Here is a 26,125-nt window from a genome sequence, read left to right as displayed (position 1 = left end):
GAGGTCAACAGGCATTCACAGGAAAGGCTGGGCAAAACGAAAGCGGCGGGACCATGCCCGCCGCCTTGAATGCGTGTGATCGTGCTTACTTCGAGATCAGGCATGTGCCGCCGGCGGCACGATACTTTTCGCAAAGCGCTGCGGCTTCATCCTTTGAGCCGGCCGGGATACGGACGCGGTAGAAGGTGCCCTTGCCAGCGATATCAGCCTTGCGGATTTCGAAGCTGCGGCCAGCCAGAACGCTGCCAAACTTCTTCGAGAGGCTTGCATAAGACTTGTTGGCCTCGGCCTCAGAGGGCAGCGATGCGATCTGGACACCGTAGCCGCCGGAAGGCGCTGAAGCCTGCGGCTGGGTGGCTGCGGGCGCCACAGAGGCAACCTCGGCCGGCTTCGGCGGCTGGGGAGCTGCGGCGGCTGCAGGCTTGGCAGCCGGGCGGACTGCCGGGACCGGAGCAGCATCTGCAGGCTTTGCTGCCGCAGCCTGGGGCTCGACCGGCGTCGACTGAACCTGACGGACCGGCGGCTCGACATTGGCAGGGTTGCTCGCGGCAACCTTGGCAAGGACCGATTCGGACGCGCCAGCCTGGGCAGGCGGCGTTGCCGTGTTCTCGACCGGGGTCGAGCGGATGTCGGCAGATGCGACTTCGGTGCTGGCCGGGAAGCTGGCAGCCGAGCCGTTCGGCGTGATCGTGGTCGTCTTGACCTGTTTGACAACAGGCGCGTCGACGGGTGCTTCGTCCTCACGGGCTACCAGAGTCCCGTCAGGCTTGACGATCATCGTGCGGACCTTGCGTGGCGAAACGGCCGGGACGCGGTCTGCGTCGCCGTCATTTGCGGCCTGCTCTGGCTGGTTTTGGTCCGGAAGAAGACGCGGATCCTGCGTATCGCTGACCGGCGTGCTCATCGCCTGATCGGTGACATCGCCGTCATTGTCTTCAGGGGCAATCTCAGGCGTCAGCGTGCGCTGAACGACGTCGACAGGTTCCTCATCCGAAGACACCAAGGCCGTCTGCTTCGGCGTCTCGGTGGCGCCAGCGACACGGTCGTAAACGGCCTTGTCCTGGTTCGGAACGGTCTTGCCGCCCGGATTGTCAGGAACGACCTTAACAGGTTCCTTGTCGGCGGAAATGATGCGCGGCTCGCCCGAGCCACCGGCAATGCCTGAGTCGGCGACGACCGTGTAGAGACCGTAGGCACCGCCTGCGAAAACCACCACCATGGCAGCGGCGGCAAGCATACGCTTCATCGAGCGGGCGCGGTGCATGTCTTCGGCAGCGCCTGCGGACTGGATGTGGACCTCCGCGAGCTGCTCGGTGCGCTGCACCGGTTCGCGCATGCTGCGGCGAAGGTCTTCCTCAAGCGCGCGCTCCAGATCGTCAAGACCAGCAACGGCAGGTGCTGCGACAGGCTTCGCGGCGGCAGGAGTAGCGGCCGGCGGCGCCCAGGCGGGAGCAGCGGCAGGTGCACGCTCTGCAGACTTCATCGGCTCGAAGAGGCTGGCAATCTCGGCGTCGACGTCGAAATCGAAATCAGAAGTCTGCGCGACAGGCTTGTGCTGTTCGACAGGCGGCAGCGCCGGAACATGCATCTCCTCGACAGCTTCCGGATGCCCGTCGGCGTCGGCAATCATCGACGGGTCGAAAGGCAACTCTTCAACCGGCTCAGGTGCCGCGGCCTGTACGGGAGCAGCCCGCTGCGGCGCCGGCGTGAAGACCGAGGCTGCGGGCACATAAGAAACGGGCGCAGGCGTATAGGCAGGCTGCATCACCGGACGCGGCGCTTCATCAAGCACGGGAGCGGGCGCAATCGGGCGCGCGGCGGCGACGGGTGCCGGAACGAATACGGCAGCAGGCGTAGCCACCGGTGCCGGAGCAGCAGCGACCGGCTCGGGCAGCGGCTTCACGGGTTCGGCGAAATCAAGATCAGCGAGTTCCAGTTCGATGCCCTCGAGATCGAGCTCGAAGTCATGACCGGCAAACGGGTCTTCCTCTTCCGGAGCAGCCAGCTTGGCAGCAACGGGAGCAAAGGCCTGAACCGGCTCGGCATGGCGAACGGGAGCAGATTCGACGGGCGCCTCATGATGAACCGGCTCGGCAGCGCGCTGCGGGACCGGATAGCGCGAGACGTCAGCCAGCAGATTATCGATATCGAACGCCGTGGCCGCATCCTGCGGCAAAGCTTCGGTCAGCGCGGCATCCGATGCCACGACGCCATCCTTGGCGGCGGCGGCAAGATCGAAACCGGCATCGTGCGAAACGGGTTCGGCGTAGGCTTCGACGGCTGCCGCTTCGGCAACCGGCTCGTGCTGCGGCAATTCGGCGACTTCGTGGCGATCGATCTCGGCTGGGAAGCCACCGGAAACCGGCGGAAACTCATCGGCGACATCGAGAGCTGCAAGTTCGTGAATTGCAGCTTCGGATGGAATGGTCTCGACGGCCTGCGGCGCGGCGGCAACGGGCGCAGCGGCGACCGGCTCGGGAACCACGGCGACAGGAGCCGCCGGCTCTTCGCGGCGAGCCGTGTGGAAATTGGCAAGCGGCAGCTTGATGCTGGCAGCCGACCACTGCGGCGCCTTCGGAGCCGGTGCCACCGGCTGAACAGCTGCAGCCGCACCGATCGACATTTCAAGCTCTTCGATCAGATCACGGGCGCCGTTCGACACCGGCTCAGACTGCTGCGCAGTCCAATCCGCCGAAGCAAAGGCTCCCGCAGCATTCCAGGCGGAAGCGGCTGCCGCCTCGGCATGGACGACCGGCTCAGGCTCTACGGCCTGTGTCTCGTAATAGGTCGGCTCCGGCTCGACCTGCGCAGCCTGCTCGTAAGCGACGGGCTCGTAGGCCGCGACCGGCTCGGCCGGATGGTCGACAACATCCGGTGCGCGCGGCGCATCGTAGCTTTCGAATTCCCGCAGCAGCTCGTCTTCGAGATCGAAGGCGGGCTCCTGCCGGACCGGCTCTGAAACAGTATTGGCGGCTACCCGCGGCTCGAAGCCAACGATGCGCGCGAGTTCCGCAAGCGGATCGTTTTCATCGAACAGCTCCGTCTTCTGTCGCGCGTCATACGCAAGTTGTTTGTCTGCCATACCCATCCCACTCAAAAGCCAACGCGGTCAATGCCAGCGCAATGTGGGGATTTGGTGACGTTTATCGCATTTCATCCGGTGCGGCGGTACCAGTAATGGCAAGACCCGACTTCAAAACCGAAGCGACAGCGTACACCAGCCCTAGTCTGGCAATACTCGATTCTCGGCTCTTATCGTTAACAAATCGTAATTCAGTCTGATCTTTACCTTTGTTCCAGTGTGCATGGAACGAACTGGCGAGGTCATAGAGGTAGAAAGCGACCCTGTGAGGCTCCTGTGCCTGGGCCGCGGATTCGACGACGCGCGGGAACTCCGCAGCCTTCGCAATCAGCTGCAATTCCGCGGGATCCGAGATTCCGGAGACGGCTTTCGCAAGCTGTTCCGGCGTCACGTCGAGGCCCGGAAATGCCTCCCTCGCCTGCCGGAAAACCGACATGCAACGGGCATGCGCATACTGCACGTAGAAGACCGGATTATCCTTCGACTGCTCCGTTACTTTAGCGAAATCGAAGTCGAGCGGCTCGGAACTCTTCCGGTACAGCATCATGAACCGAACCGAATCGCGGCCGACTTCCTCGACCACATCGCGCAGCGTCACGAAGTCACCGGAGCGCTTCGACATCTTCACCGGCTCGCCATTGCGATAGAGCTTCACGAGCTGGCAGAGCAGCACCGTCAGCTTCGAATTGCCTTCCGAAACGGCGCGCGCGACAGCTTCCAGACGCTTGACGTAACCGCCATGGTCGGCGCCGAGCACATAGATCATTTCGTTGAAACCGCGGTCGAACTTGTTCTTGAAGTAAGCAACGTCGGCGGCGAAGTAAGTATAGGAGCCATCCGACTTGATCAGCGGACGATCGACATCGTCGCCGACCTCGGTCGAGCGGAACAGGGTCTGCTCGCGGTCTTCCCAATCCTCGGGCAGCTGGCCCTTCGGCGGCGGCAGCGAGCCCTTGTAGACGAAGCCCTTGAAGGTCAGGTCGTTGATTGCCGTGCGGATGGCAGCGGCACCGCCATCATGCAGCGTGCGCTCGGAGAAGAAGACGTCGTGGTGGACGTTCAGTGCTGCCAGATCCTCGCGGATCATCACCATCATCGCGTCGATCGCCTTATCCTTAACGATAGGCATCCACTGCTCTTCCGGCATATTATGCAACCGCACGCCGTATTCACTGGCCAGTGACTGGCCGACCGGTACGAGGTAATCGCCCGGATAGAGACCTGCCGGGATCTCGCCGATCTTCTCGCCGAGGGCTTCGCGGTACCGCAGGAAGACCGAGCGCGCCAGCACGTCGATCTGCGAGCCGGCATCGTTGATGTAATATTCCTTCTCGACGGCATAGCCGGCGAAGGCCAGCAGGTTCGCCAGCGCGTCGCCGACGACGGCGCCGCGGCAGTGGCCGACATGCATCGGGCCCGTCGGGTTTGCCGAGACGTATTCGACATTGACCTTGCGGCCGGTGCCGAGCGTCGAGCGGCCGTAATCGGTGCCGGCGCCGATCATCGACGCGAGCAGCCGCTGCCAGTAGCCGACGGACAGCTTGATGTTGATGAATCCAGGACCGGCGACGGAGACGTCGGCCACATCCGGATCTTCCTTCAACTTGTCGATGATGATTTCGGCGAAGGCCCGCGGGTTGGTGCCGAGCGGCTTGGCCAACACCATCGCTGCGTTGGTCGCAACGTCGCCATGAGTGGCGTCACGCGGCGGCTCGACGGCGATGCGGCCGAAATCGAGCTCGGATCGCTTTTCCTTGACCAGATCGATCTGTTCAAGGGCGGTTTTAATCCTGGCTTCGAAATCGGTAAAAAGGTTCATCGCACTCTTCCATGCATAGGCTGTGCCACAAGGCATCGACCGGCCTTTTGCCGGGCGCGTGCTGCCTATCGCAAATCGGGAGTGTGGTCAAACAATCGCCTGTGGGCGCTGATGGCATAGGTGTCAGTCATGCCGGCCAGATAGTCGCCGACATGGCGGGCTTTCGGGGCGTCTGCAAGGCCTGCGATATGATCGACCCAGTAGTGGCTCTGCATCTCCTTCGGGTTCGCCATATAGGCGCCGAAGAGGTCGGTGACGATCTGCGCGGCCCCTGCCCGGATGCGCATGATCTCGGGATGGCGGTAGATGCGCTTGAAGAGCATCTGCTTGATCAGCCTGTCGGTTTCGGCCATCGCCGGCGAGAAGGTGGCGATGACGCGGTCGGCGTGACGGATATCGTCAGCGCTCTCCGGCTTGATCTGCGACAGGCGCTCCTGCGCGACGGAAATGACATCCTCGACCATGCGGGTGATCTGACGGCGCATGATTTCATGGGTGAAGCGGCTCGCCTCGAGGTTCGGATAGCGCTCGCGCACTTCCGCCATCAGCCCGGCGAGGAAGGGAATTTCCTCCAGCATCTCGAAGGTCAGGTACCCGGAGCGCAGGCCGTCGTCGATATCATGGGTATTGTAGGCGATGTCGTCGGCAATAGCCGCCACCTGCGCCTCCAGGCTTGCATAGGTGTCGAGCTGCAGGTCATGGATCTCGCAATAGTCGAGGATCGGCTGCGGGACCGGGCCGCGCGTGCCCTGCCCGTCCTTGGTCAGCAGCGGGCCATTGTGCTTGACGAGGCCTTCGAGGCTCTCCCAGGTCAGGTTGATACCGTCGAATTCCGCATAGCGGCGCTCCAGCTTGGTGACGATCCGCAGTGACTGGGCGTTGTGATCGAAGCCGCCATAGGGCAGCAGCACCTCATGCAGCGCATCTTCGCCGGTATGGCCGAAGGGCGTATGGCCGAAATCGTGGACCAATGCCACGCCCTCGGCCAGATCTTCATCCAGCTTGAGTGCGCGGGCCAGCGCGCGGGCGATCTGCGCCACCTCGATCGTGTGCGTCAGGCGCGTGCGGTAGTGGTCGCCGTCCTGGGCGATGAAGACCTGCGTCTTGTGTTTCAGGCGGCGGAAGGCCGTGGTGTGGACGATGCGGTCGCGGTCGCGCTGGAAATCGGAACGTGTCGGGCTGGAGCTTTCGTCATAGAGCCGCCCGCGGGTCGTCCAGGGGTCTGCCGCGTAGACTGCCCGTTCGCTGTTTCCAAAACCCAATGCATGCCTGTCGATCGTCATTCTTCACCGTCATTCGAGCTCGCGGCCGGATCGCCCATTGACGCCGCTTCACGCTCTTCATACCTATAGTCAGTATATACGGCAAAGCGGCGCTTTCTTAACCGCTTTCCGCAATAATGCGTTTCAACGACGCATGTGATAAATTCTTTTGATATCAGCCGTTTGAAAGATCATCGGCTTCTATCAATTCTCTCCGGATCTTGACCCCGGCAGGAGGAAGCATGACAGAGACCACAGTAACCCTCTCCGATGCTGCGGCAAAGCGAATCGCCGCCATCGTCGGCGCCGAAGCCGGCAAGAGCGCCCTTCGCGTCTCCGTCGAAGGCGGCGGATGTTCGGGATTTTCCTACAAGTTCGATCTCGCCGATGGCGTTCAGGACGACGACGTGATCGTCGAGAAGAACGACGCGAAGGTGCTGATCGACAGCATGTCGCTGATCTACATGGCGGGCTCCGAGATCGACTTCGTCGACAACCTGCTCGGCCAATCCTTCCAGATCAACAATCCGAACGCGGTCGCCAGCTGCGGTTGCGGCACCAGCTTTTCGATCTGAACAACATCAGAGCACCCAAATCAGACCGGCCGAAGAAATCTCTTCCGGCCGGTTTATCGTCTTGTCCGGACGCGGCCCATCACGATACAAGATCGGCACGAAGCAAGAGGTGATGGATGAAGATCGCGACCTGGAACATCAACGGCGTCAAGGCGCGTATCGACAACCTCACGCAATGGCTGAAGGATTCTAGCCCTGACATCGCCTGCCTGCAGGAAATCAAGACCGTGGACGAAGGGTTTCCTCGCCTCGAGATCGAGGCGCTCGGCTATCACGTCGAAACCCACGGCCAGAAGGGTTTCAATGGCGTCGCGATCCTTTCCAAGAGCAAGCCTGACGAGGTGAACCGCGGCCTACCCGGCGATCCGCTGGATGAGCAGGCGCGCTTCCTGGAGGCCGTCTTTTCGTTACCCGGCAACAAGGCGCTTCGCATCGGCTGCCTCTACCTACCGAACGGCAACCCTGTTGATACCGAGAAATACACCTACAAGCTCGCCTGGATGGAGCGGCTGCGGCAATTCGCGATCCAGCGCCTCGAATATGAGGAAGCCTTCATCCTGGCCGGTGACTACAACGTCATTCCGGAGCCGCATGACTGCTTCGATCCGAAGGTCTGGGAGAGTGACGCGCTGTTCCTGCCGCAGACGCGCGAGGCTTTCCGCAGGCTCGAAGCCCTCGGCTTTACCGACGCGGTGCGCGCGACCACCGATGCGACACAGCTCTATTCATTCTGGGATTATCAGGCCGGTGCCTGGCCGAAGAACAACGGTATTCGTATCGACCATCTGATGCTGTCGGCCGAGGCTGCCGACCGGATGACGTCGACGGCGATCGAAAAACATGTCCGCGCCTGGGAAAAGCCGTCGGACCACGTGCCCGTCGTCGCCTACTTCGACTTCGCAGCGTAAAGCTTAAAATCAGTCGCCGCTGGTGGCGATATTGTGGGAGAGCGATACCGCCGCGCGGCGGTCGCCTTCGGTGGCGACCGAGAAGGCCTGCTCCTGCAGCGATTCCATCCAGCCACAGTCCTTCGGCTTGCAGCGGTCGAGCGCCGCCGTCATCATCGCCAGACCGCGGGCCGACTGGCCCTCCTGGAACAGAATATTGCCGAAGACCGACATGGCACCGGGATGGCCGCTCTTGCGGGCCTGGTTCAGCCACTTCTTGGCCTGCAGCGGATTGGCGCTGCCGCCATCGCCGGACAGCATCATCTGCGCCAGCTGGAACTGCGCCTCCGGCACGCCGAAGGTGGAGGCGACCTGGAAATAAAGCTGGCGGGCCTGATTGAGGTCAGTCTTGACGGGGCTGCCCGGAATGCCGTGTTTGTAGTAGCTGGCAAGCGACAGAAGCGCATTGATGAAGAAGCCGGTGTCTTCGGAGCCGGGCTCGACGCCCTGCTGGGCAATCTCGCTGTAGATCTTAAAGGCCTCGAAATCGTCCTGGGTAACGCCATCGCCATCGGCATACATATTGGCCAGCGCCCAGCGCGAGCCGGTGTGCCCCTTTTCGGCGGCGTATTTATAGGCTTCGACGGCCTCTTCCTTCTGGCCGCTCTTGTAAGCCTTGAAGCCGAACTTGAAGAGATCGAAAGGACCGGATTCCTTGGTGACGCCGGCATTGATATCAAACGCGCCGGCTGGGGATGCAATCGCCGCTGAAAGAGCGATGGACAGCCCCATGATAGATGATCTGAAAAGTCTGAACTCAGATGTCAGCATTTCACTCGGTTTCTTTCGCTTCCATCGCAGACCAGCCCGGCAGCAAAAACTCCGCTGCCACGCGTCCCGGCGTATTCCCTCCAGGCGAGCGATCCCGCGGCGAGCTCTCTGGCTCCTTTGCCCGCGTCGCATCCAGCCTTTCGCCCTTCTTCGAGGGCGTGAATTTCCCGCGCATCGCGATAGACCGCCCGGTTTCCGGCCCGGCCCGCCTGCAATGCCTGCGGCGTCATTTTTGCGGAGGAAATGCCTCTCTCTCCGCCTCGCCAATAGTCGTAAACACCAAATGTGACCAAACCGGTATCGGCGTGATCGCAGCGTTCTTCAGCGCCCATCATGGACGCGGAAACATCGGAGAATGGACAGATGGAAGACACGACCTGAGAGCGAAGTTTTCCGGCGGAATCGCCTTGTGAGAAAAGCTGAATCGCCAATGGAGCGGAATGAAATCCAGCCCCCGATCGGCCCTTGCCTGTCCCTGAAAAAACTCGACCCATCTTACTTTTCAAACGCACCCTACGCCTGCCATTCCCTTGCCCGAAGATACCGCTGCGCTCTGTTTGTGGCGGGAAATGGACAAATTGTCCCTGGAGAGAGCTTACGCCAACTGTCGTAAAAAACTGTTGCGGATTCGTCACAAAATGGGATGGCCAAAAGGCATGATTAATATGGCAGCAAGCAAAGAAAAGCCCGGCGCTGGGCCGGGCCTTGTGTTTGGCAGGTCTTGATTAGAACTTGACTTTGAGGCTGGCGGAGAGTGCCGTTACAAGATCGTTGCCGAAATCGTATGAAACTCCCTCGCCGTATGTGATGCCGTCATAGGTTACGGCGTGTGAAGAACCGCTGGTCAGCAATCCAATTGCTCCGGCCAACCGCAGTTCGACATTCTCCGTCGGAGTGTACGACGCGCCCGCGCCGATGGTCCACGAGTCAGTCTGCGCGCCGTATCCCTGACTGGTCCCGCGATCCCAAGTGAGGCTAATTGCGCCAGCCCACTGATCGTTGAACTTGTGTCCGACACCTCCGGTGATCGTCCAGCCGTCACGGTAAAGAAGGTCAAGCGATGTGAGCTCGGTCGCCCCGCCCGAGGTGCATTTAACGCCCTTGGTTGCTGTCGGGCAGAAGGCGATCGACTGCAATACGCTCCAGTTTGTCCACTTTACCGAGCCGAAAGCGAGCCAATCAGGCGCGATACCGCTTTGCAGCTTGAGCTCAAGCGAGTCTGGTGCATCGGCAGAGCCGAAAACGTCCGTCCGCTTGCCCAGCGCCGGATTGGTCGGGTCGAGGAATGCCGGAACCTGGGTGAGGTCAACCGTACCGTCGAGATTGTCGTATTTCACCCGGCTGTTGTAAACGAGGCTTGCCCGCAAAGCATATTCGGGAATTTCGTAGGCGACACCAGCGCGCCAGCCCCAGCCTTCACCCGTCAAATCGAGCCGGCCGATACCCGTTCCCAATACCGGCGGGATGGTGATAACCTGGCGTTCCTTGAACGCATCGATCTCCTGGTAGAAGGCGCCGCCGATCAGGCGAAACTGGCCTTGGCCGACATCGAACTTGTATGAACAGGTTCCGGCGTAGTTGTGGCTCGTGACCTTGGTCTCGATATTGTCGTTCGCCCCTGCCCAGTTCACGCCAGGATTTGTATGCGCACCGAAGGGCTCCGAATAATCGACCAAGCAGTCGATGTCTCCGACGTTACCCCTGAAACCGGCGTAGGGAACCGCATAATTCTCGGTCTCGTCAGCGTAGTTCGGACGTCCGCTCAGGTCACCACCACCGTTGATGGTCATCGATGTGTCTTCGTCCTTCACATTCTTCAGCTTGCGCTGCGGCATCACATAGGTAACGCCCGAATTGAACGAAAACGGACCGGTATCGAACAGCTGATCGATATTGTAGCCGCCGCGTTCCAGACCGCCCGCAAAGGACGGCGTCGCGACGGACGAAAGGATAATGAGCGATGCTACGCCCTTGGAAAACATACGAGATGCCATTGTGTCTCCCCCACTCAAGCAATGCAGATGCTGCACCTTGCAAAGGAATAGCGCGGATGACAATGCGCGCCTTCATGACGCCACAATGCATGCAAGAAGTTAAATTGACGTAAGAAATTGACGAGCACGTCAAATTTTTGCGTATGGTAAAATTTTATCCCAATAAACTAATCATTCCGGGTTAGTTTTGGATTATCCTTCCAAGCCGATCTGCCCCTGTATCAATCTGACAACAGTCAGTTTTTTCGGCCCTACCCACTGAATAATTTGCAAAACCGCCCGATTCAGCGTGATCGGCGGCGCATATGAGCAAGTTCTTCCGAGTCGGATTGCTGCGAACGCAAAACGGCGCCCGTGCAAGGCCGGACGCCACTTTGGAATAGTTTACTACCAAGAGTGGATTAAGCTTCGTTCACCCTCGCCAGCGCAACCGTCAGGCTTTCCATCTGCCCCTGCAGTTCGGCCAGGCGCTCGCGCTCGGCTTCGACCACTTCGGGATTGGCGTTGGCGACGAACTTCTCGTTCGACAGCTTGCCGTTGATGCGGGCCATCTCGCCTTCGGTCTTGCCAATCGCCTTTTCGAGACGCGACTTCTCGGCCGAAAGGTCGATCAGGCTGCCGAGCGGCAGGCAGGCCGTGGCTTCGCCGACGACGATCTGCGCCGCGCCCTTCGGCGCAGCGTCAGCTAGCGAGACAGCTTCCACGCGCGCCAGGCGCTTGATCGCCGCGTCGTGGCGCGACAGGCGCTCCTGGGTCAGCGCATTGGCGTTGACGAAGACGAGCGGCGCGGTTGCCGCCGGCGGGACGTTCATCTCGGCGCGAACCGAGCGGATGCCGGACACCAGATCGATCAGCCAGTTGATCTCGTCGGCAGCCGCATCGTCCGAGAAGGACGGTGATGGCCAGTCGGCGTGGCAGACGAGTGTATCGCGCTCGATGCCTTCGCCTGCGGTATGCGCCCAGAGTTCTTCCGTCATGAACGGCATGAACGGATGCAGCAGCTTGTAGATCTCTTCGAGAATATAGGCGCTGCAGGCCTGGGCTTCCGCCTTGGCAGCCTCGTCCTCGCCGCTGAAGACCGGCTTCAGCAGTTCCAGATACCAGTCGCAAACCTGGTTCCAGACGAAGCGGTAAAGCGCGCCGGCCGCATCGTTGAAGCGGTAGGCCTCGATGGCTTCCGTTACGTCACGTTCCGCACGGGCAAGTTCCGTCAGGATCCAGCGGTTGATGGTCAGCTTGACGCTATCAGGCGCGAAGTTCGGGTCGCTCTTGGCGCCGTTCATCTCGGCAAAGCGCGTGGCATTCCAGAGCTTGGTGCCGAAGTTGCGGTAGCCGGCGATACGCGCCGGGTCGAGCTTCACGTCGCGTCCCTGCGCCGCCATGATGGCCAGCGTGAAACGCAGCGCGTCGGCGCCGTATTCGTCGATCAGTTCCAGGGGGTCGATGACGTTGCCCTTCGACTTCGACATCTTCTGGCCGTTCTTGTCGCGGACCAGCGCGTGGATGTAGACGGTATGGAACGGCTCGACCGGATTGCCGTCCTCGTCCTTCATGAAGTGCAGACCCATCTGCATCATGCGAACTACCCAGAACGGGATGATGTCGAAGCCGGTGACCAGAACGTTAGTCGGGTAATAGCGCGCCAGTTCAGGCGTCTTTTCCGGCCAGCCGAGCGTCGAGAACGGCCAGAGCGCCGACGAGAACCAGGTATCCAGAACGTCTTCGTCGCGGGTCAGGATCTCGCCCGGCTTGAAGTTTTCGAGCAGGTCCTCGACATAGGCCTTCATCGGGCCTTCATGCGACAGATAATGCTGGATCGCAGCCTGCAGCGCTTCCTCTTCGGTCTTCTCGACGAAGACCTGACCATCCGGGCCGTACCAGGCGGGGATCTGGTGTCCCCACCAGAGCTGGCGCGAGATGCACCAGGGCTGGATGTTTTCCATCCATTGGAAATAGGTGTTTTCCCAGTTCTTCGGCACGAACTTGGTGCGGCCTTCGCGAACCGAGGCGATCGCCGGCTTGGCGAGCGTCTTGTTGTCGACCCACCACTGTTCCGTCAGGCGCGGCTCGATCGGCACGCCGCCGCGGTCGCCATGCGGAACCATGTGCTTGTGCGGTTCGATCTTGTCGAGCAGGCCAGCCTCTTCGAAGATTTCGACGATGATCTTGCGCGCCGCGAAGCGATCCTGGCCCTCGAGACGATCCCAGGCGCCGTGCAGGGCCGCCGGATTGTCGAGACCTTCCAGAAAGTCCTCGTTTTCCTTGATGGTGACCGAACCGTCGACATCCAGCACGTTGATGGCGCGCAGACCGGTGCGCCGGGCGACGTCGAAGTCGTTGAAATCATGCGCCGGCGTCAGCTTGACGGCGCCGGTACCGGCCGTTGGATCGGCATAGCTGTCGGCGACAACAGGAATCTTGCGGCCGACGATCGGCAGGATGACATGCTTGCCGACGATCGACGTGTAACGATCATCGTCCGGGTTGACGGCAACACCGGTGTCACCAAGCATCGTTTCCGGGCGGGTCGTGGCGACGACGAGATAATCGCGGGTTTCGAATTCGGTCGGCTTGCCATCTTCGTCGAAGGCAACCGGATGCTGGTAGGTGACGCCCTCTTCCAGCGGATAGCGCAGATGCCAGAGGTTACCCTTGACCTCTAGCTGCTCGACTTCCATGTCCGAAATCGCCGTCAGCAGCTTCGGATCCCAGTTGACGAGACGCTTGTCCTTGTAGATGAGCCCCTGCTTGTAAAGCGTTACAAACACTTCGAGAACGGCCTGCGACAGGCCCTCGTCCATGGTGAAGCGTTCGCGCGACCAATCGCAGGAGGCGCCAAGGCGCTTCAGCTGGTTGAAGATCAGGCCGCCCGATTCAGCCTTCCATTCCCAGACCTTGTCGATGAAGGCGTCGCGGCCCATGTCGCGGCGGCCCGGAAGCTGCTGTTCCATCAGCTTGCGCTCGACGACCATCTGCGTGGCGATACCCGCATGGTCCATGCCCGGCTGCCACAGCACATCCTTGCCGCGCATGCGCTCGAAACGGATCATGATATCCTGCAGCGTATTGTTGAGCGCGTGGCCCATGTGCAGGGAGCCCGTCACGTTCGGCGGCGGGATGACGATCGTGAACGTTTCGGCACCGGGCTTCTTGTTGGCGCCAGCGCGGAAAGCATCGGCTTCGTCCCATTTCGCAGCGATTTTCGGTTCGACTGCGGCGGAATCGTAGGTCTTGTCGAGCATTTTATGACCAAACTTCGGGGTTTTAGGATGGGGTTTGTAAATAGGATGGCTGCGGGCAAGTCAATAAAAAAGCCGCCCCGGAGACCGGAGCGGCTTGTTCGGTAAAAAGCGTTTCCGGTTAGCGGCGCGGACCGCGCGCCACGCGCTCGATTTCTTCACGCACGAGGCGTTCGACCAGCGTCGGCAGATTGTCGTCCAGCCATTCACGCAGCATCGGACGCAGCATGTCTTCGGCGATCTCATCCAGCGACCGGCGCTCGGCGCCATCGATGGCAAGCGCCAGCTCTTCGAAGGAACGTGCGACCTGAAGGCTGGCGTCCTGGGAGATCAGCGCCTGGGCTTCTTCCATGATCTGCGGCAGAAACTGGGGCACGGCAGCCGGGACTTCGGCGACGGGTGCCTCCGGCGCGATTTCGACCTGCGGAGCGATCGTTGCCTGTGGCTCCGGGAACACCTCTGTGGCGGCGGCCGCTACCGGCTGAGGAGCAACGTCCACCGGTGCGGCTTCGGCAACAAGCGGCGCCAGCTTTGGTGCCGGCAGCGGGGCGACGACGGGAGCGGATACATGCTCGACCGGCGCGCGGACCTGTTCAGCGACGGGCTCGGCCGCGGGTTCCGGCTGGCGGAAGACCGGCGGAAGCTCGCGGGGCGGCTGGGCCGGCAGACGCTCGGAGGCGGCGCGAACGCGGGCGGCGACATCGGCGAGCGACATGGAGCGCGCGGGCTCCTCGATATCGCGCGTGCCTGCCGAATTGGCGGCGACGAAGCGTGGATCGGCCTGCATCACCGGCTCGGGAAACTCGACATTGGCATAGGTGTCGTCGACGGTAAGACGGATGTTGGAGTCGCTGCCCTCGTCTTCGCCGTCATCGCCGTAAACCGGCGGCAGAGATTGGGAAATGGCCTTGCCGGCACCCGGATCATTGCTCTCGATGATCTGGCGGATCGACGCCAGGATCTCTTCCATGGACGGTTCACGCGCTACGCTTGGCTGAGCCATATCTATCCCCGTTATGCTAAAAGCAACGATCGGATTGCGTGGTGTGGGCATCCGAATCACCCAGACACTAGAATACCCAAGACGCGAAAAAAATCATCGCGAATCAAATGAATGCGTCCATGCACAGTTTTGTTGGATGAACTGCGGGCCGTCTGCCCGGCCCGGTTTCAGCGCCGCAAACGCAAACGGGCGCCCGAGGCGCCCGCATTGTCAAAGAGCAATGCAATGCTGCTCAGAACACAAATTCGCGCAGCTTTGCGAAGCCCGGCAGCGGCTTGACCGACGCGTTGAAGAAGACATTTTCGGAAACGGCGCCGCGCTCGGAAACGAAGACCTTGGCGCGGGCGGCGTTGCCGTAACCCTCGACCGTGACCAGACGGCCGCCCTCGGCGAGCTGGCCGAGAAGAGCTGCCGGAACCTGCTCGACGGAACCGTTGACGAAGATCAGATCATAAGGCGCACCGGCCGTATGGCCCTTCTCGAGACCGCCGGTGACAACGGCGACATTCGGATAGGCTGCGAGATTGGCCTTTGCCGTTGCGGCAAGCGCTTCATCGGATTCGAGAGCGGTAACCGAACCGGCGATCAGCGACAGCAGCGCCGAGGTGTAGCCGGTACCGCAGCCGACTTCGAGAACCGTGTCGTCCTTGGTGATCGCGGCAAGCTGCAGCAGCTTTGCCAGCGGCGAGGCTTCCATCAGGAAGCGGCCGGGACAGATCTCGACGTCATTATCGATATAGGCCAGCGCCTTCGACTTTTCAGGCACGAAAGTTTCGCGCTCGACCGTCAGGAACGCGCTCAACACGGAATGGGACGTCACGTCCGTCGTACGGATCTGGTTGTCGACCATCTTCACGCGTGCTGCTTCGAAATCCATCTTATCCTCTTGCCCGTTTTCAGCGGCTACATGCGTCTCTTAATCCCGGGTTCGGATGCTTTCAAGGCTCCGCGCGCGGCTGCGGCAAGAATACTTGAGTGGACGCGGCGCTGTCGCGTGCGCCGGAGCGCATTCCAAACTCCGAAGTGGCATAAAGCGTGGCCCTGTGGTATTCTTGCAACCGGAGGAAATGAGGAGGAGCAGGCCATGTCTGCCATGTTCGTGCATTTCACACTCTTCGACTTGTTCATCGGTGCGGCGCTCGTCGGCATTCTTTGCTGCGGGCTGGTCAACAGCCGGACGAGTTGAGGACAATCACAGCGCAGCAGGCAGGAATCAGTAGGCCCGCTCTTTAGGTTCGAATGCGAAGCACGGGTTTTACGATTTTCATTCTGCTGCTGATCGCCGCCGCAAGCGTCATTCTTGCGGGCGTCTTGTCCATGCGGCTATCCCTAGCGGGAACGCTCGGAGATTGCTTCACTGGCGCATGCGGCTACACGACCGTATTCATCGCCTGGCCGGGCTTGACGCTTAGCTTTTTTGCCATCGGCGCCTATCTTTATCTGAAATCCGCACCAAGACCCTGAACAGCGTTTCAGGAACCTGTCAGCTTCGCTTGCGATAAAGGCCGCAATCGAAGCGAACGCGGAATAGGCATGAACAGATCCCTGATACTCGGCGCCTGTTTTATCGGCGGTTTCGTCGCAATCATTCTCTGTATTCCACTGATCGGCTCTGCCGCACCCAGCGTCACCACAGGTGGCGTCTCGCCGATTGCCGCGCTTCAAAGATCGAATTGAGGCGTTGGATAGCCGCGCGGATCAGCGCATGGTCTTCAAAAGCGCCGCCAATGCCGCGGCATCCGCCCTCGCCAGCCGCTCCTGCATATGCCCTTCGGCAAGATAACCAACGGCATCCAGTGCTTCCTGCTCACTCCATCCGGCGGCAACCGCCGCCTCGATCAAATCGCGGAACGCAAATTGCAGCGCGTCCTGGCACCGGATGTGGCGGTCGGGATCGTCCCTGGTGACAAAGGGTTTTGAGATATTCCTCATATATGGACAATGAGCGGATTCGCTGAATGATCAAGGGCGCCGGATGCCGATTGACGGTGGACGAGTTGCTGCCGGTCAAGATTTTTCGAAAAACACCTCTTGCGGTTTCCTTTGGATCATTCTAAATCCGCGCCACCACTGAACAAGTCGTTCACGGATGGCCTCGTGGCGGAGTGGTGACGCAGAGGACTGCAAATCCTTGTACCCCGGTTCAATTCCGGGCGAGGCCTCCAAATTCAACAATCCAAGCTTGTATTGCCGCAATACATCCCCGGCCCTGCGGCCGGCGATGTATTATCCATTTTTGGGATAATGCTGTTTAAGCTAAAGCTTATCTGTGAATATAATCAGACTCTACTTCTGATAATATAGACATGATCAAAATCCCATGTGAAGTTGCATCCTGCGTATAGAAGCGGGATGACACATGGCGAAAACGAGATACATTTTCGATCATAAGTCTGAGAAAGCGGTCCTATTTCAAGCAGGCAAGTTTTTGTTCCCAATCGGCGGAAGCAAGGCCGAGCACTGGATCGACGGAGACTATGTTTTCTCCCTGACGACGCAAAAAATTACCTACTGGATCCTCGGCCAGGACTTGTATGGCCATATCGGCAACGGCGAACTGACCCGCGAGCCGCTGTTCTACTTCGGTGAATGAGCAGACTTGACTATTCGCTTAAATGAGAACAAAATAGGAACATCAGACGGAGGTTCCTATGACCCATGCCGAACAGGTAATTGCGAATGCGCTTGCGACCGTGGCTGCCAGCCGCGCCGAGCGGGAAAAGGACGAGGAGCGCAGACGGCGCGTGTTCGGCAAGATCGATATCGGCCTGCCCCTGCCTCAGATCAAGAACCGGCAGCTGACACTCGACCTTCATTAAAAGAATCGTATTCCCGAGGCTGTGTGAAACCTGCCTCAAACGCGTGGAAAAGCCTGCTGGCGCGGTATGTTCGGCCCGGCTTTTATTGCAACAGGACCCCATTTGTGACAGTTGCGTGACAACTCAAGCATTCACGGGGTCGCCATGTTAAGCTGGTTTCGCAAACTTCTTCCGCGCGAAGATCGATTCTTCGATCTTTTTGCTCAGCACTCGCGCACCGTCGTCGGCGCGGCGGAATCGCTGAACGAATTGTTGGCCGGAAACGATACCGAGCGGCATTGCAACCGCATCGTCACGCTGGAAAACGAGGCCGACGATATTACCCGCGAAGTTTTGCTGGCCGTGCGCCGCAGCTTCATCACGCCATTCGACCGCGGCGACATCAAGGATCTGATCCAGTCGCTCGACGACGCGATCGACATGATGCACAAGACAGTCAAGACCATCCGCCTGTTCGAACAGAAGAGCTTCGATCCTGGCATGCAGGAGATGGGCAAGGAAATCGTCAAGGCGGCACATCTGATTGCCGAGGCGATTCCGCTTCTCGACCGCATGGGCGCCAATGCGCAGCGGCTGACGTCGATCGCCGAGGAAGTGACCCGGGTCGAAGGTAAGTCTGACGAGCTTTACGATCTCGGTCTGAAAGACCTGTTCCGCCGTCACGGCGCCTCCAACCCGATGGCCTATATCATCGGCAGCGAGATCTATGCCGAGCTCGAAAAGGTCGTCGACCGGTTCGAGGACGTTGCCAACGAAATCAGCGGCATCGTGATCGAGAACGTCTGATGGATGCCACCCTCGCCTTTCCGCTGCTGATCGGACTGATCGCGGTCGCGCTGTTCTTCGACTTCCTGAACGGACTGCACGACGCGGCGAACTCGATCGCGACGATCGTCTCGACGCGTGTGTTGAAGCCCCAATATGCCGTGATGTGGGCGGCGTTCTTCAATTTCATCGCTTTCCTGTTCTTCGGCCTGCATGTGGCGGAAACGCTGGGCACCGGCATCATCAACCCTGAGATCGTCAGCCCGCTGGTGATTTTTGCCGCCTTGATGGGCGCGATCATCTGGAACATCGTCACCTGGGTCTTCGGGATACCGTCGAGTTCGTCGCATGCACTCGTCGGCGGTCTCGTCGGCGCCGGTCTCGCCAAGGTCGGCTTCAGCTCGATCGTCTGGGGCGGCCTGCTGAAAACGGCCGGGGCCATCGTGCTGTCGCCGATGATCGGCTTTCTGCTGGCGCTGTTCCTGGTGCTCGCCGTTTCGTGGATCTTCGTGCGGCAGACGCCGTTTGCCGTCGATAGCACCTTCCGCATCCTGCAGTTCGTCTCCGCCTCGCTCTATTCGCTTGGCCATGGCGGCAATGATGCGCAGAAGACCATGGGCATCATTGCCGTGCTTCTCTATTCGCAAGGCTATCTCGGCGGCAGCTTCCACGTTCCGCTGTGGGTCGTGCTTTCCTGCCAGACGGCGATGGCGCTCGGTACGCTCTTCGGCGGCTGGCGAATCGTCCACACGATGGGATCGAAGATCACCAAGCTCAATCCGATGCAGGGTTTCTGCGCCGAGACCGGCGGAGCGCTAACGCTGTTCGGCGCGACATGGCTCGGCATTCCGGTTTCGACGACGCATACGATTACCGGTGCCATCATCGGCGTCGGCGCGGCAAAGCGCGTCTCAGCGGTGCGGTGGGGGCTTGCCGGCAATATCGTCATCGCCTGGGTGGTGACGCTGCCGGCGGCGGCATTGATCTCGGCGCTGTTCTACTGGGCCGCGGGCTTCTTCGCCTGATTCCAGACTTTAGCTACCGGCGGGCCTGCCCCGCCGGTGCCACCAGACCGACAGCCTGCGGCGCCAGCGGCGCGCCAAAGGCAGATCGTGCGACAGCACGATGAAGCCCAGCGGCAGCATCCAGAAGCCGAGGATGGGCAGAAACCCCAGGAAGCCACAGACAATCAGCAGCAGTCCGATGCCGATCCGCGCCATGCGCGAGCGCGGCAGCGGGATGCGCCAGGAGCCAAGAACGAGCTCCCCGGTCGCATGATCGATGCCAAAGCGCTTGGCGCGCGAATTTCCAGTGTTGTTTTTCCCGTCAGTCATCCACAGGAGATGGGGATAAGTGCAGCAATTGCAAGCAGATGTCATTTTTTTGAAAAAACCGCTTGGCAAATCGAACAAGCATTTGTATTAGCCCACTCACACCGCGGCAAGCGGTGATCCCTGGTAGCTCAGCGGTAGAGCATTCGACTGTTAATCGACAGGTCGCCGGTTCGAATCCGGCCCGGGGAGCCAGATTCATCAGCATAGCTGATAGATTGAATGAGCCGGTTCGTCAGCGAACCGGCTCTTCTTTTTTCTGCACTTCGATGTGTGGAACAAACCCCGCCCTCACCGCTTACCATCTGATGGCAGAGGATTTTTCAGAACGGTGCGAGCAGGCCCTTCAGCGGTTCATGGCGGAGTTCGGCATAACCGAGCGCGACAAAGCGATGCGCCATATCGTGCAGGATTGGCTGATCAGCCAGGGCTATGCCGAAACGCGCGAAGGCAAAGCCGAACGCACCGAAGGCGATAGCGGACGCGATCCGGAATTCGTGCAATATCCAAGCTATTACAAGGATGGCGGCACGCTCTGATCAGAGCGACGACGTTGCCGTGTTGATCAGATCGCAATCGATGCGCAGGCCGATCTCGCTGACGCAGAAGCGCCCGCTGTCTTCGCCATCACCCGACGCGAAATTCAGCGGCGGCGGCACGCGGACCGGTTCAGCCGTCCAAAGGACCGGCCGCGACAGGTCAAGACGCTGGCTCTCGGCGGATTCGCTCTTCAGGATGGCGGTGGCGGCCATCATACCGCCGATCGTCACGGCAACCGACAAGGCAGCCTTGAACGACATATCCGCTGCTTCGATAAAGGAAATGACCACCTGAACCCCACGCGCCGCATCATGCGACATGGCGCTTCCTAATCACGCGGCAGAAGCCGTGACCAGCGCCTTCGCCTGTTAAGGTTTACGCGTAACCACACCGGCTTTTGCGGACTGAAACTTCAACGGGAAATTTCGGAACAATGGCTCGCCCCACGGGTTTCGCCTTGGTCACCCAAAGTGAAGAAGCAGAATAGGAGGAGTTTCTCCATGCGTAAGACATTTGCCGCAGCATCGCTGCTCGCCATCGGCCTCGCCGCGCCCGCCTTCGCGCAATCGGCACCGGCCTACGATACGACGGCACCGGATGCACCGCGATATTCGTCTGATATGACAACAGATAACAACGGTACGCATCCTGTTCGTGTCGAGCCGGTCGATCCGGTGACGACCGAGAGCATCGGCGAGCCGCGTGGCGTGCTGGATTGCCCGAGTATGCCGCAGCAGGGCGTGGTCGATAGCCGTGCCGGCCAGGGCGGCGCATCGATCAGCGACCGCTGCCGCGAGTATGACAACTGACCGACATAGTTCCCAGGAAAGGGCCGGTTTCTACCGGCCTTTTTCATGTCCGCCTGACGTGTGAATAAAACTGTCTCTCCGTCTGAAACTTTTGATCCAGAGGCGCCGTAAGTGCGTAGCAGACCAAAAGAACAGAACAGGGAATGACAACGTTGGCGAAGGCAGTGGAAAAACCGGTTATTGTCTGGTTTCGCAAGGATTTGCGTCTGGACGATAATCACGCGCTGCACGAGGCTTGCGCCTTGGGAAAGCCGGTCATTCCTGTCTATATCCGCGAGCCCGAATCGTCGGGCAATGGCCCGCTTGGCGCTGCCCAGGCCTGGTGGCTTCACCACTCTCTTGAAGCACTCGACCGGTCGCTTCAAAAACATCACAGCAAGCTCTTGCTTTTGAGCGGCAACGCGCTCGATGTGCTGCACGCGCTGATCAAATCGACGGGTGCCGAAACGGTGCTCTGGAACCGCCGCTACGATCCGCCCGGGATCGCCATCGACACGCGCATCAAGCACGAGCTGGAACGGCAGGCCGTACAGGCGCAGAGCTTTGCTGGCCAGTTGCTGCATGAGCCTTCGAAGCTGAAGACCGGCGGCGGCACGCCCTACCGGGTCTACACGCCGTTCTGGCGGGCGCTCGAGGGCTCCGGAGAGCCGCCGCATCCGCTGGAAGCGCCGAAGAAGATCGCGTTCCCCAGCCACTGGCCGCAATCGGAAAGCCTTGCTTCCTGGAAGCTGCTGCCGGCGAAGCCGAACTGGGCGTCGGCCTTCGACGAGGTCTGGACGCCTGGCGAGGATGCGGCGCTGGAGAAGCTTGCCGATTTCGTCGACGATCGCCTGAGCGGCTACAAGAAGGATCGCGACTTCCCCTCGGTTACAGCCACCTCGATGCTGTCCCCGCATCTGGCACTCGGAGAAATATCGCCTGCCCGCATCTGGGATGCGACGCGGGGATTGTCGAAACGTGTTTCGCCGGATGATCTCGTGCATTTCCGCAAGGAGCTTGCCTGGCGGGAATTCTGCTATCATCTGCTCTTCCACTTCCCGAAGCTGCCCTACGCCAACTGGAACGATCGTTTCGACGGTTTCGAATGGCATAACAACAAGGCGCATTTCGACGCCTGGACGCGCGGCCTGACGGGATATCCGATCGTCGACGCCGGCATGCGTCAGCTCTGGCGGCATGGGATCATGCACAATCGCGTCAGGATGATCACCGGCTCGTTCCTGATCAAGGATCTGATGATCGACTGGCGGCGCGGCGAAAAGTGGTTCCGCGACACGCTTGTCGATGCCGATCCGGCGAGCAACGCGGCCAACTGGCAGTGGGTCGCGGGCTCCGGCGCCGATGCCTCGCCATTCTTCCGCATCTTCAATCCGGTGCTGCAGGGCGAGAAGTTCGATCCAGACGGCGCCTATGTGCGCGAATTCATCCCCGAGCTCGCAAAGCTCGACACCAAATACATCCACCGCCCCTTCGATGCACCGGCTGCGGTGCTTGAGAAAGCTGGCATCATTCTTGGTGACACCTATCCAAAACCGATCGTCGATCACGCCGCCGCCCGCGACCGCGCGCTGAAAGCTTACAACGCCATAAAGGACGCTGCATGAACGCGCATTTTCACATCGCCCGGCCACCGCAGGAACGCTTGAGGATCGCCGTGATCGGCTCCGGCATTTCGGGTGCTTCGGCTGCCTGGGCGCTCAATCCGGTGCATGACGTCACGCTGTTCGAAAAGAACAGCCGCCCCGGCGGGCACACGGCGACCGTCGACGTCGATTATGGTGGAAAGCACATTTCCGTCGATACCGGCTTCATCGTCTATAACGAATGCAATTACCCCAATCTGACCGCGCTGTTTGCGGAGCTCGACGTCGCAACGCATGCCAGCGACATGAGCTTCTCGCTGTCGCTGGACGAGGGCCGTCTTGAGTGGAGCGGCTGCGGTCTCTCCTCGCTGTTTGCCCAAAAGCGCAATCTGCTGCGTCCGTCCTTCCTGCTGATGATCCGCGAGATCCTGCGCTTCAACAAGACCTGCCTGGAAGACCGCGCCGCCGGCCATCTGGCATCACGCTCGATCGGCGATTATCTCGATTGGCGCGGCTTTTCCCCCGGGTTCACCAACAATTACCTGGTGCCGATGGCGGCTGCCATCTGGTCGACGCCGTCGCAGCGGATGATGCAGTTTCCGGCCGAGCACTTCGTCAACTTCTTCGACAATCACCGGCTGATCTATACCAAGCAGCATCAGTGGCGGACGGTGACCGGCGGCAGCCGCAACTATCTGGAAAAGTTGCTGGCGCCGCTCGGCAGCCGGTTGAAGCTTTCCTGCGGCGTGCGCGGCGTGATGCGTAACGCTGATGGCGTGACCGTGATCGACGACAGTGGCAACGAGCAGCATTTCGACAAGGTGATCTTCGCCTCGCACAGCGACCAGACGGCGAGAATGCTCGTCGATGCCACCGATCGCGAGAAGCGGTTGCTCGGGGCCGTACCCTACCAGCCGAACCGCGTCGTGCTGCACCGCGATCTGTCGCTGATGCCCAAGCGGCAGAAGGTATGGGCATCGTGGAACTACCTGCGCTCCAGTGAGGACGATGGCCGCGCCGAGGTTGCCGTCAGCTACTGGATGAACCGGCTGCAGGGCATCGATCCTGCGCTGCCACTGTTCGTGACGCTCAATCCCGGGCGCGAGCCGGATCCGGCGAAGGTCTTTGCCGAGTTCAGCTACGAGCATCCGCAATTCTCGGCGGAAGGCATGGCGGCCCAGCGGGAGATCGCGTCGATCCAGGGAAACAACAATTGCTATTTCGCGGGCGCCTGGACGGGCTACGGGTTCCATGAGGATGGACTCGTATCCGGCCTGGCGGCGGCGGAAGCCCTGGGCGGGGTGATCCCCTGGCGGGCCACCCAGGCTTCTTCCCGCGAACCTCTTCTGGACGCGGCGGCATGACTGTCCGCCCGCAAAAGCATGGCGCAAGCATGGGGCGGAATGGTCCGCCGCCGGATACCGCCGCCGCGCTCTATTGCGGCAGCGTCATGCACCAGCGCATGAAGCCCTTCGGACACCGCTTCCAGTACAAGGTCTTCTCGCTGCTCGTCGATCTCGACCGGCTTGCGGAAGCCGACCGCCTGTCGCCGGTATTCTCCGTCAACAGCCGCAACCTCGTCGCTTTTCACGAAGCCGATCACACCGGTACCGCCGGGATGCCGCTGCGCGCCTATGCCGACCGGCTGCTTGAGGACGCCGGACTTAGCGAGAGGGCGGCGCGCATTCTGCTCGTCTGCTATCCGTGTATCCTCGGTTACGTCTTCAATCCGATTTCTGTCTATTATGCCTATGGTGCGTCCGGCGACCTCATCGCCATGATCTACGAGGTCAGGAACACTTTTGGCGAGCGGCACACCTATGTTTGCCCCGTCGGTCTTGGCGAGCTTTCGGACAGCGGGCTACGGCAGAGCTGCAGCAAGCTTTTCCATGTTTCTCCCTTCATCGGCATGGATATGGACTATCACTTCCGCATGCTTCCGCCGGGCGACGAGATCCGCTGGCGGATCCTGGAGACAGATCGGCAGGGACCGCTGCTCGCAGCGACCTTCTCCGGTGAAATGAAACCGCTGACCAGCGCCACCCTTGTCGGGTTGACGGCGCGCATCCCCTTCCTGACCTTCAAGATCGTGGCAGGGATTCATTGGGAGGCGCTCAAGCTCTGGATCAAGGGGGCGAAATACATCTCGCGTCCTGCCCCGCCGCCACCGGTAAGTGTGCGCCATCCATCCCATATTGCAGAAGCTGCTGAATGACATTAGCGTTCGCAGAAATGCCGGGGGGCTGGCTCATGCAATCTCTGTCCTTAACCGGCTAACGGCTGGAGGAACCGATCATGACCACTGCAGAAGACTGGAATTCCTTTGCCCGCGGCGCACTGGCGCTGACGGCCGATAATCTGGGCCGCTTTTCGAAGGGCCTGCCACTGAAGGCGAAGTTCGCGCTGCGCGGCCTCCTGCAGATGCAGCACGGTGCGCTCGCGCTCGAACTTCCGGACGGACGCAAGGCGCTGATCGAAGGCCGGATCGAGGGCCCCCGCGCCGCCGTCAAGCTGAACAACTGGAACCTTGCCAGCCGGGCGATGACCAGCGGCACGATCGGCGTGGCCGAGACCTATATGGACGGCGACTGGCAGAGCCCCGACATTACCGCCTTCCTCGAACTGTTCCTGATCAACGGCGAGGCGGCGGAGAAATATTCGAACGGCAGGAAGGGCATCATGCGGGTGTTCGAGCGCATCCGCCACTGGATGAACACCAACACCAAGACCGGCTCGAAGCGCAACATTTCGGCCCACTACGATCTCGGCAACGACTTCTACAAACAGTGGCTCGATCCGACGATGACCTATTCGTCGGCGCTCTATTCCACCGGCGCCAACGATCTGCAGTCGGCACAGAACGCCAAATACCGGGCGCTCGCCGAAGCGACCGGCATCAGGCCCGGCGATCATGTGCTGGAGATCGGCTGCGGCTGGGGCGGCTTCGCTGAATTCGCCGCCAGCGAGATGAATTGCAAGGTGACGGGATTGACGATCAGCCGCGAGCAGCTGGCCTTTGCCGAAGAGCGCATCCGCAAGGCGGGGCTTGCCGACCAGGTCGAGCTGCGCTTCCAGGATTACCGCGACGAGAAAGGGCTCTACGACCGGATCGTCTCGATCGAGATGTTCGAGGCCGTCGGCGAAAAATACTGGCCTGCCTATTTCTCCAAACTGCGCGAATGCCTGAAGCCGGGCGGCAAGGCCGGGCTGCAGATCATCACCATCAAACCAGAGGCTTTCGATCAGTATCGCAGCAATCCCGACTTCATCCAGAAATACGTCTTCCCGGGCGGAATGCTGCCGACGCAGGACCATCTGGCGGAACTCGGCCGCAGGGTCGATCTGTCGCTGGTGAAGGATTTCGGCTTCGGCCTCGATTACGCCCGGACATTGGCCGAATGGCGCGAACGCTTCTGGAATGTCTGGGAGCGGGTCCGGCCGATGGGCTTCGATGAGCGTTTCAAGCGCCTCTGGGAATTCTACCTCTTCTATTGCGAGGCAGGCTTCCGCGCCAAGAATATCGACGTCCGCCAGGTCGTCTTTTCGCGCAGCTGACGGCAGCGGATGAGCGGCGAGCGGCATGGAG

General features: G+C 60.6%; 25 protein-coding genes and 2 tRNA genes. 15 read left to right on the top strand and 12 right to left on the bottom strand.

Going from position 1 to position 26,125, the window contains the following annotated elements; all coding sequences use genetic code 11:
* Positions 1 to 85 precede the first annotated feature (85 nt).
* The 3 genes from J2X43_RS25265 to J2X43_RS25255 all read right to left on the bottom strand — a co-directional run bounded on the left by J2X43_RS25265 (position 86) and on the right by J2X43_RS25255 (position 6,184).
* Complete coding sequence (locus J2X43_RS25265; RefSeq protein ID WP_310298953.1) at positions 86 to 3,082, bottom strand: SPOR domain-containing protein; 2,997 nt, start codon at positions 3,080 to 3,082, stop codon at positions 86 to 88.
* A 61-nt stretch (positions 3,083 to 3,143) separates the two neighbouring features.
* Entirely contained in the window at positions 3,144 to 4,901 is a 1,758-nt protein-coding gene (gene argS, locus J2X43_RS25260; RefSeq protein ID WP_310298950.1) for an arginine--tRNA ligase, read from the bottom strand.
* Between the two features lie 65 nt (positions 4,902 to 4,966).
* Positions 4,967 to 6,184, bottom strand: coding sequence for a deoxyguanosinetriphosphate triphosphohydrolase (locus tag J2X43_RS25255; protein WP_310298944.1), 1,218 nt, complete (start codon positions 6,182 to 6,184; stop codon positions 4,967 to 4,969).
* A 221-nt stretch (positions 6,185 to 6,405) separates the two neighbouring features.
* On the opposite strand from J2X43_RS25255, the gene erpA reads away from it, so the two are divergent.
* Together erpA and xth are read left to right on the top strand one after the other, a co-directional pair.
* On the top strand, positions 6,406 to 6,738 hold the full coding sequence (gene erpA, locus J2X43_RS25250; protein WP_112387964.1) for an iron-sulfur cluster insertion protein ErpA: 333 nt from the start codon (positions 6,406 to 6,408) through the stop codon (positions 6,736 to 6,738).
* Positions 6,739 to 6,854: 116 nt separating this feature from the next.
* The gene (gene xth / locus J2X43_RS25245; RefSeq protein ID WP_310298941.1) at positions 6,855 to 7,646 is read left to right on the top strand and encodes an exodeoxyribonuclease III; all 792 of its coding nucleotides are present in this window, start codon (positions 6,855 to 6,857) and stop codon (positions 7,644 to 7,646) included.
* 9 nt (positions 7,647 to 7,655) lie between these two features.
* Here the strand turns inward: xth and exoR are convergent, their stop codons facing one another.
* From exoR to J2X43_RS25215, 6 genes are all read right to left on the bottom strand, one after another.
* Positions 7,656 to 8,456, bottom strand: a complete 801-nt coding sequence (gene exoR, locus J2X43_RS25240; protein ID WP_112387962.1) for an exopolysaccharide production regulator ExoR — start codon at positions 8,454 to 8,456, stop codon at positions 7,656 to 7,658.
* Positions 8,450 to 8,950: a hypothetical protein gene (locus tag J2X43_RS25235; protein WP_310298937.1), complete on the bottom strand. Its 501-nt coding sequence runs from the start codon at positions 8,948 to 8,950 to the stop codon at positions 8,450 to 8,452. The genes exoR and J2X43_RS25235 overlap by 7 nt, the downstream gene beginning before the upstream one ends.
* Positions 8,951 to 9,181: 231 nt before the next feature.
* Complete coding sequence (locus J2X43_RS25230; RefSeq protein WP_112539679.1) at positions 9,182 to 10,450, bottom strand: OmpP1/FadL family transporter; 1,269 nt, start codon at positions 10,448 to 10,450, stop codon at positions 9,182 to 9,184.
* Between the two features lie 401 nt (positions 10,451 to 10,851).
* On the bottom strand, positions 10,852 to 13,692 hold the full coding sequence (locus J2X43_RS25225) for a valine--tRNA ligase (RefSeq protein WP_310298934.1): 2,841 nt from the start codon (positions 13,690 to 13,692) through the stop codon (positions 10,852 to 10,854).
* Positions 13,693 to 13,810: 118 nt separating this feature from the next.
* Positions 13,811 to 14,692: a DUF2497 domain-containing protein gene (locus J2X43_RS25220; RefSeq protein WP_310298931.1), complete on the bottom strand. Its 882-nt coding sequence runs from the start codon at positions 14,690 to 14,692 to the stop codon at positions 13,811 to 13,813.
* Positions 14,693 to 14,924: 232 nt separating this feature from the next.
* Entirely contained in the window at positions 14,925 to 15,569 is a 645-nt protein-coding gene (locus tag J2X43_RS25215) for a protein-L-isoaspartate O-methyltransferase (RefSeq protein ID WP_112387958.1), read from the bottom strand.
* Between the two features lie 656 nt (positions 15,570 to 16,225).
* On the opposite strand from J2X43_RS25215, the gene J2X43_RS25210 reads away from it, so the two are divergent.
* Positions 16,226 to 16,369, top strand: a complete 144-nt coding sequence (locus tag J2X43_RS25210; RefSeq protein ID WP_162705969.1) for a hypothetical protein — start codon at positions 16,226 to 16,228, stop codon at positions 16,367 to 16,369.
* A gap of 21 nt (positions 16,370 to 16,390) precedes the next feature.
* Here the strand turns inward: J2X43_RS25210 and J2X43_RS25205 are convergent, their stop codons facing one another.
* Positions 16,391 to 16,624, bottom strand: coding sequence for a hypothetical protein (locus tag J2X43_RS25205; RefSeq protein ID WP_310298924.1), 234 nt, complete (start codon positions 16,622 to 16,624; stop codon positions 16,391 to 16,393).
* A 159-nt stretch (positions 16,625 to 16,783) separates the two neighbouring features.
* Here J2X43_RS25205 and J2X43_RS25200 point away from each other — a divergent pair.
* From J2X43_RS25200 to J2X43_RS25180, 5 genes are all read left to right on the top strand, one after another.
* Positions 16,784 to 16,857 (top strand) — tRNA-Cys (locus tag J2X43_RS25200).
* A 194-nt stretch (positions 16,858 to 17,051) separates the two neighbouring features.
* Complete coding sequence (locus J2X43_RS25195; RefSeq protein ID WP_112539689.1) at positions 17,052 to 17,285, top strand: hypothetical protein; 234 nt, start codon at positions 17,052 to 17,054, stop codon at positions 17,283 to 17,285.
* Positions 17,286 to 17,343: 58 nt separating this feature from the next.
* Positions 17,344 to 17,511 carry a hypothetical protein gene (locus tag J2X43_RS25190; RefSeq protein ID WP_310298919.1) on the top strand — a complete coding sequence of 56 codons (168 nt, stop codon included), beginning with the start codon at positions 17,344 to 17,346 and terminating at the stop codon, positions 17,509 to 17,511.
* A gap of 144 nt (positions 17,512 to 17,655) precedes the next feature.
* The gene (locus J2X43_RS25185; protein WP_112387954.1) at positions 17,656 to 18,297 is read left to right on the top strand and encodes a DUF47 domain-containing protein; all 642 of its coding nucleotides are present in this window, start codon (positions 17,656 to 17,658) and stop codon (positions 18,295 to 18,297) included.
* On the top strand, positions 18,297 to 19,301 hold the full coding sequence (locus J2X43_RS25180) for an inorganic phosphate transporter (protein WP_112387953.1): 1,005 nt from the start codon (positions 18,297 to 18,299) through the stop codon (positions 19,299 to 19,301). The genes J2X43_RS25185 and J2X43_RS25180 overlap by 1 nt, the downstream gene beginning before the upstream one ends.
* A 9-nt stretch (positions 19,302 to 19,310) precedes the next feature.
* Here J2X43_RS25180 and J2X43_RS25175 read toward each other — a convergent pair whose 3' ends face one another.
* Positions 19,311 to 19,610 (bottom strand): hypothetical protein, encoded by a 300-nt coding sequence (locus J2X43_RS25175; protein ID WP_112513818.1) that lies wholly within the window; start codon positions 19,608 to 19,610, stop codon positions 19,311 to 19,313.
* A 117-nt stretch (positions 19,611 to 19,727) separates the two neighbouring features.
* Between J2X43_RS25175 and J2X43_RS25170 the strand changes: the two genes are divergently transcribed.
* Both J2X43_RS25170 and J2X43_RS25165 read left to right on the top strand, forming a co-directional pair.
* Positions 19,728 to 19,802 (top strand) — tRNA-Asn (locus J2X43_RS25170).
* Between the two features lie 23 nt (positions 19,803 to 19,825).
* The gene (locus J2X43_RS25165; RefSeq protein WP_310298916.1) at positions 19,826 to 20,146 is read left to right on the top strand and encodes a hypothetical protein; all 321 of its coding nucleotides are present in this window, start codon (positions 19,826 to 19,828) and stop codon (positions 20,144 to 20,146) included.
* Here the strand turns inward: J2X43_RS25165 and J2X43_RS25160 are convergent, their stop codons facing one another.
* A complete protein-coding gene (locus J2X43_RS25160; RefSeq protein WP_310298912.1) occupies positions 20,147 to 20,467 on the bottom strand; it encodes a hypothetical protein in 321 nt (106 codons plus the stop codon).
* A 180-nt stretch (positions 20,468 to 20,647) separates the two neighbouring features.
* Between J2X43_RS25160 and J2X43_RS25155 the strand changes: the two genes are divergently transcribed.
* The 5 genes from J2X43_RS25155 (at position 20,648) to J2X43_RS25135 (ending at position 26,094) form a co-directional block, all read left to right on the top strand.
* Positions 20,648 to 20,956 carry a hypothetical protein gene (locus tag J2X43_RS25155; protein WP_310298910.1) on the top strand — a complete coding sequence of 103 codons (309 nt, stop codon included), beginning with the start codon at positions 20,648 to 20,650 and terminating at the stop codon, positions 20,954 to 20,956.
* 152 nt (positions 20,957 to 21,108) lie between these two features.
* Entirely contained in the window at positions 21,109 to 22,560 is a 1,452-nt protein-coding gene (locus tag J2X43_RS25150) for a deoxyribodipyrimidine photo-lyase (protein ID WP_310299624.1), read from the top strand.
* Positions 22,557 to 23,903: an FAD-dependent oxidoreductase gene (locus J2X43_RS25145; protein ID WP_310298906.1), complete on the top strand. Its 1,347-nt coding sequence runs from the start codon at positions 22,557 to 22,559 to the stop codon at positions 23,901 to 23,903. Before J2X43_RS25150 ends, J2X43_RS25145 begins: the two co-directional genes overlap by 4 nt.
* The gene (locus J2X43_RS25140; RefSeq protein WP_310298903.1) at positions 23,900 to 24,754 is read left to right on the top strand and encodes a DUF1365 domain-containing protein; all 855 of its coding nucleotides are present in this window, start codon (positions 23,900 to 23,902) and stop codon (positions 24,752 to 24,754) included. The genes J2X43_RS25145 and J2X43_RS25140 overlap by 4 nt, the downstream gene beginning before the upstream one ends.
* Before the next feature lie 80 nt (positions 24,755 to 24,834).
* On the top strand, positions 24,835 to 26,094 hold the full coding sequence (locus J2X43_RS25135; RefSeq protein WP_310298900.1) for a cyclopropane-fatty-acyl-phospholipid synthase family protein: 1,260 nt from the start codon (positions 24,835 to 24,837) through the stop codon (positions 26,092 to 26,094).
* Positions 26,095 to 26,125: the final 31 nt, after the last annotated feature.

The organism is Rhizobium sp. BE258, assembly GCF_031457345.1.
In the GTDB taxonomy this organism is placed as follows: domain Bacteria; phylum Pseudomonadota; class Alphaproteobacteria; order Rhizobiales; family Rhizobiaceae; genus Rhizobium.
The sequence above is the reverse complement of the archived record's forward strand: the minus strand, read 5'-3'. Positions and strand labels throughout refer to the sequence as shown.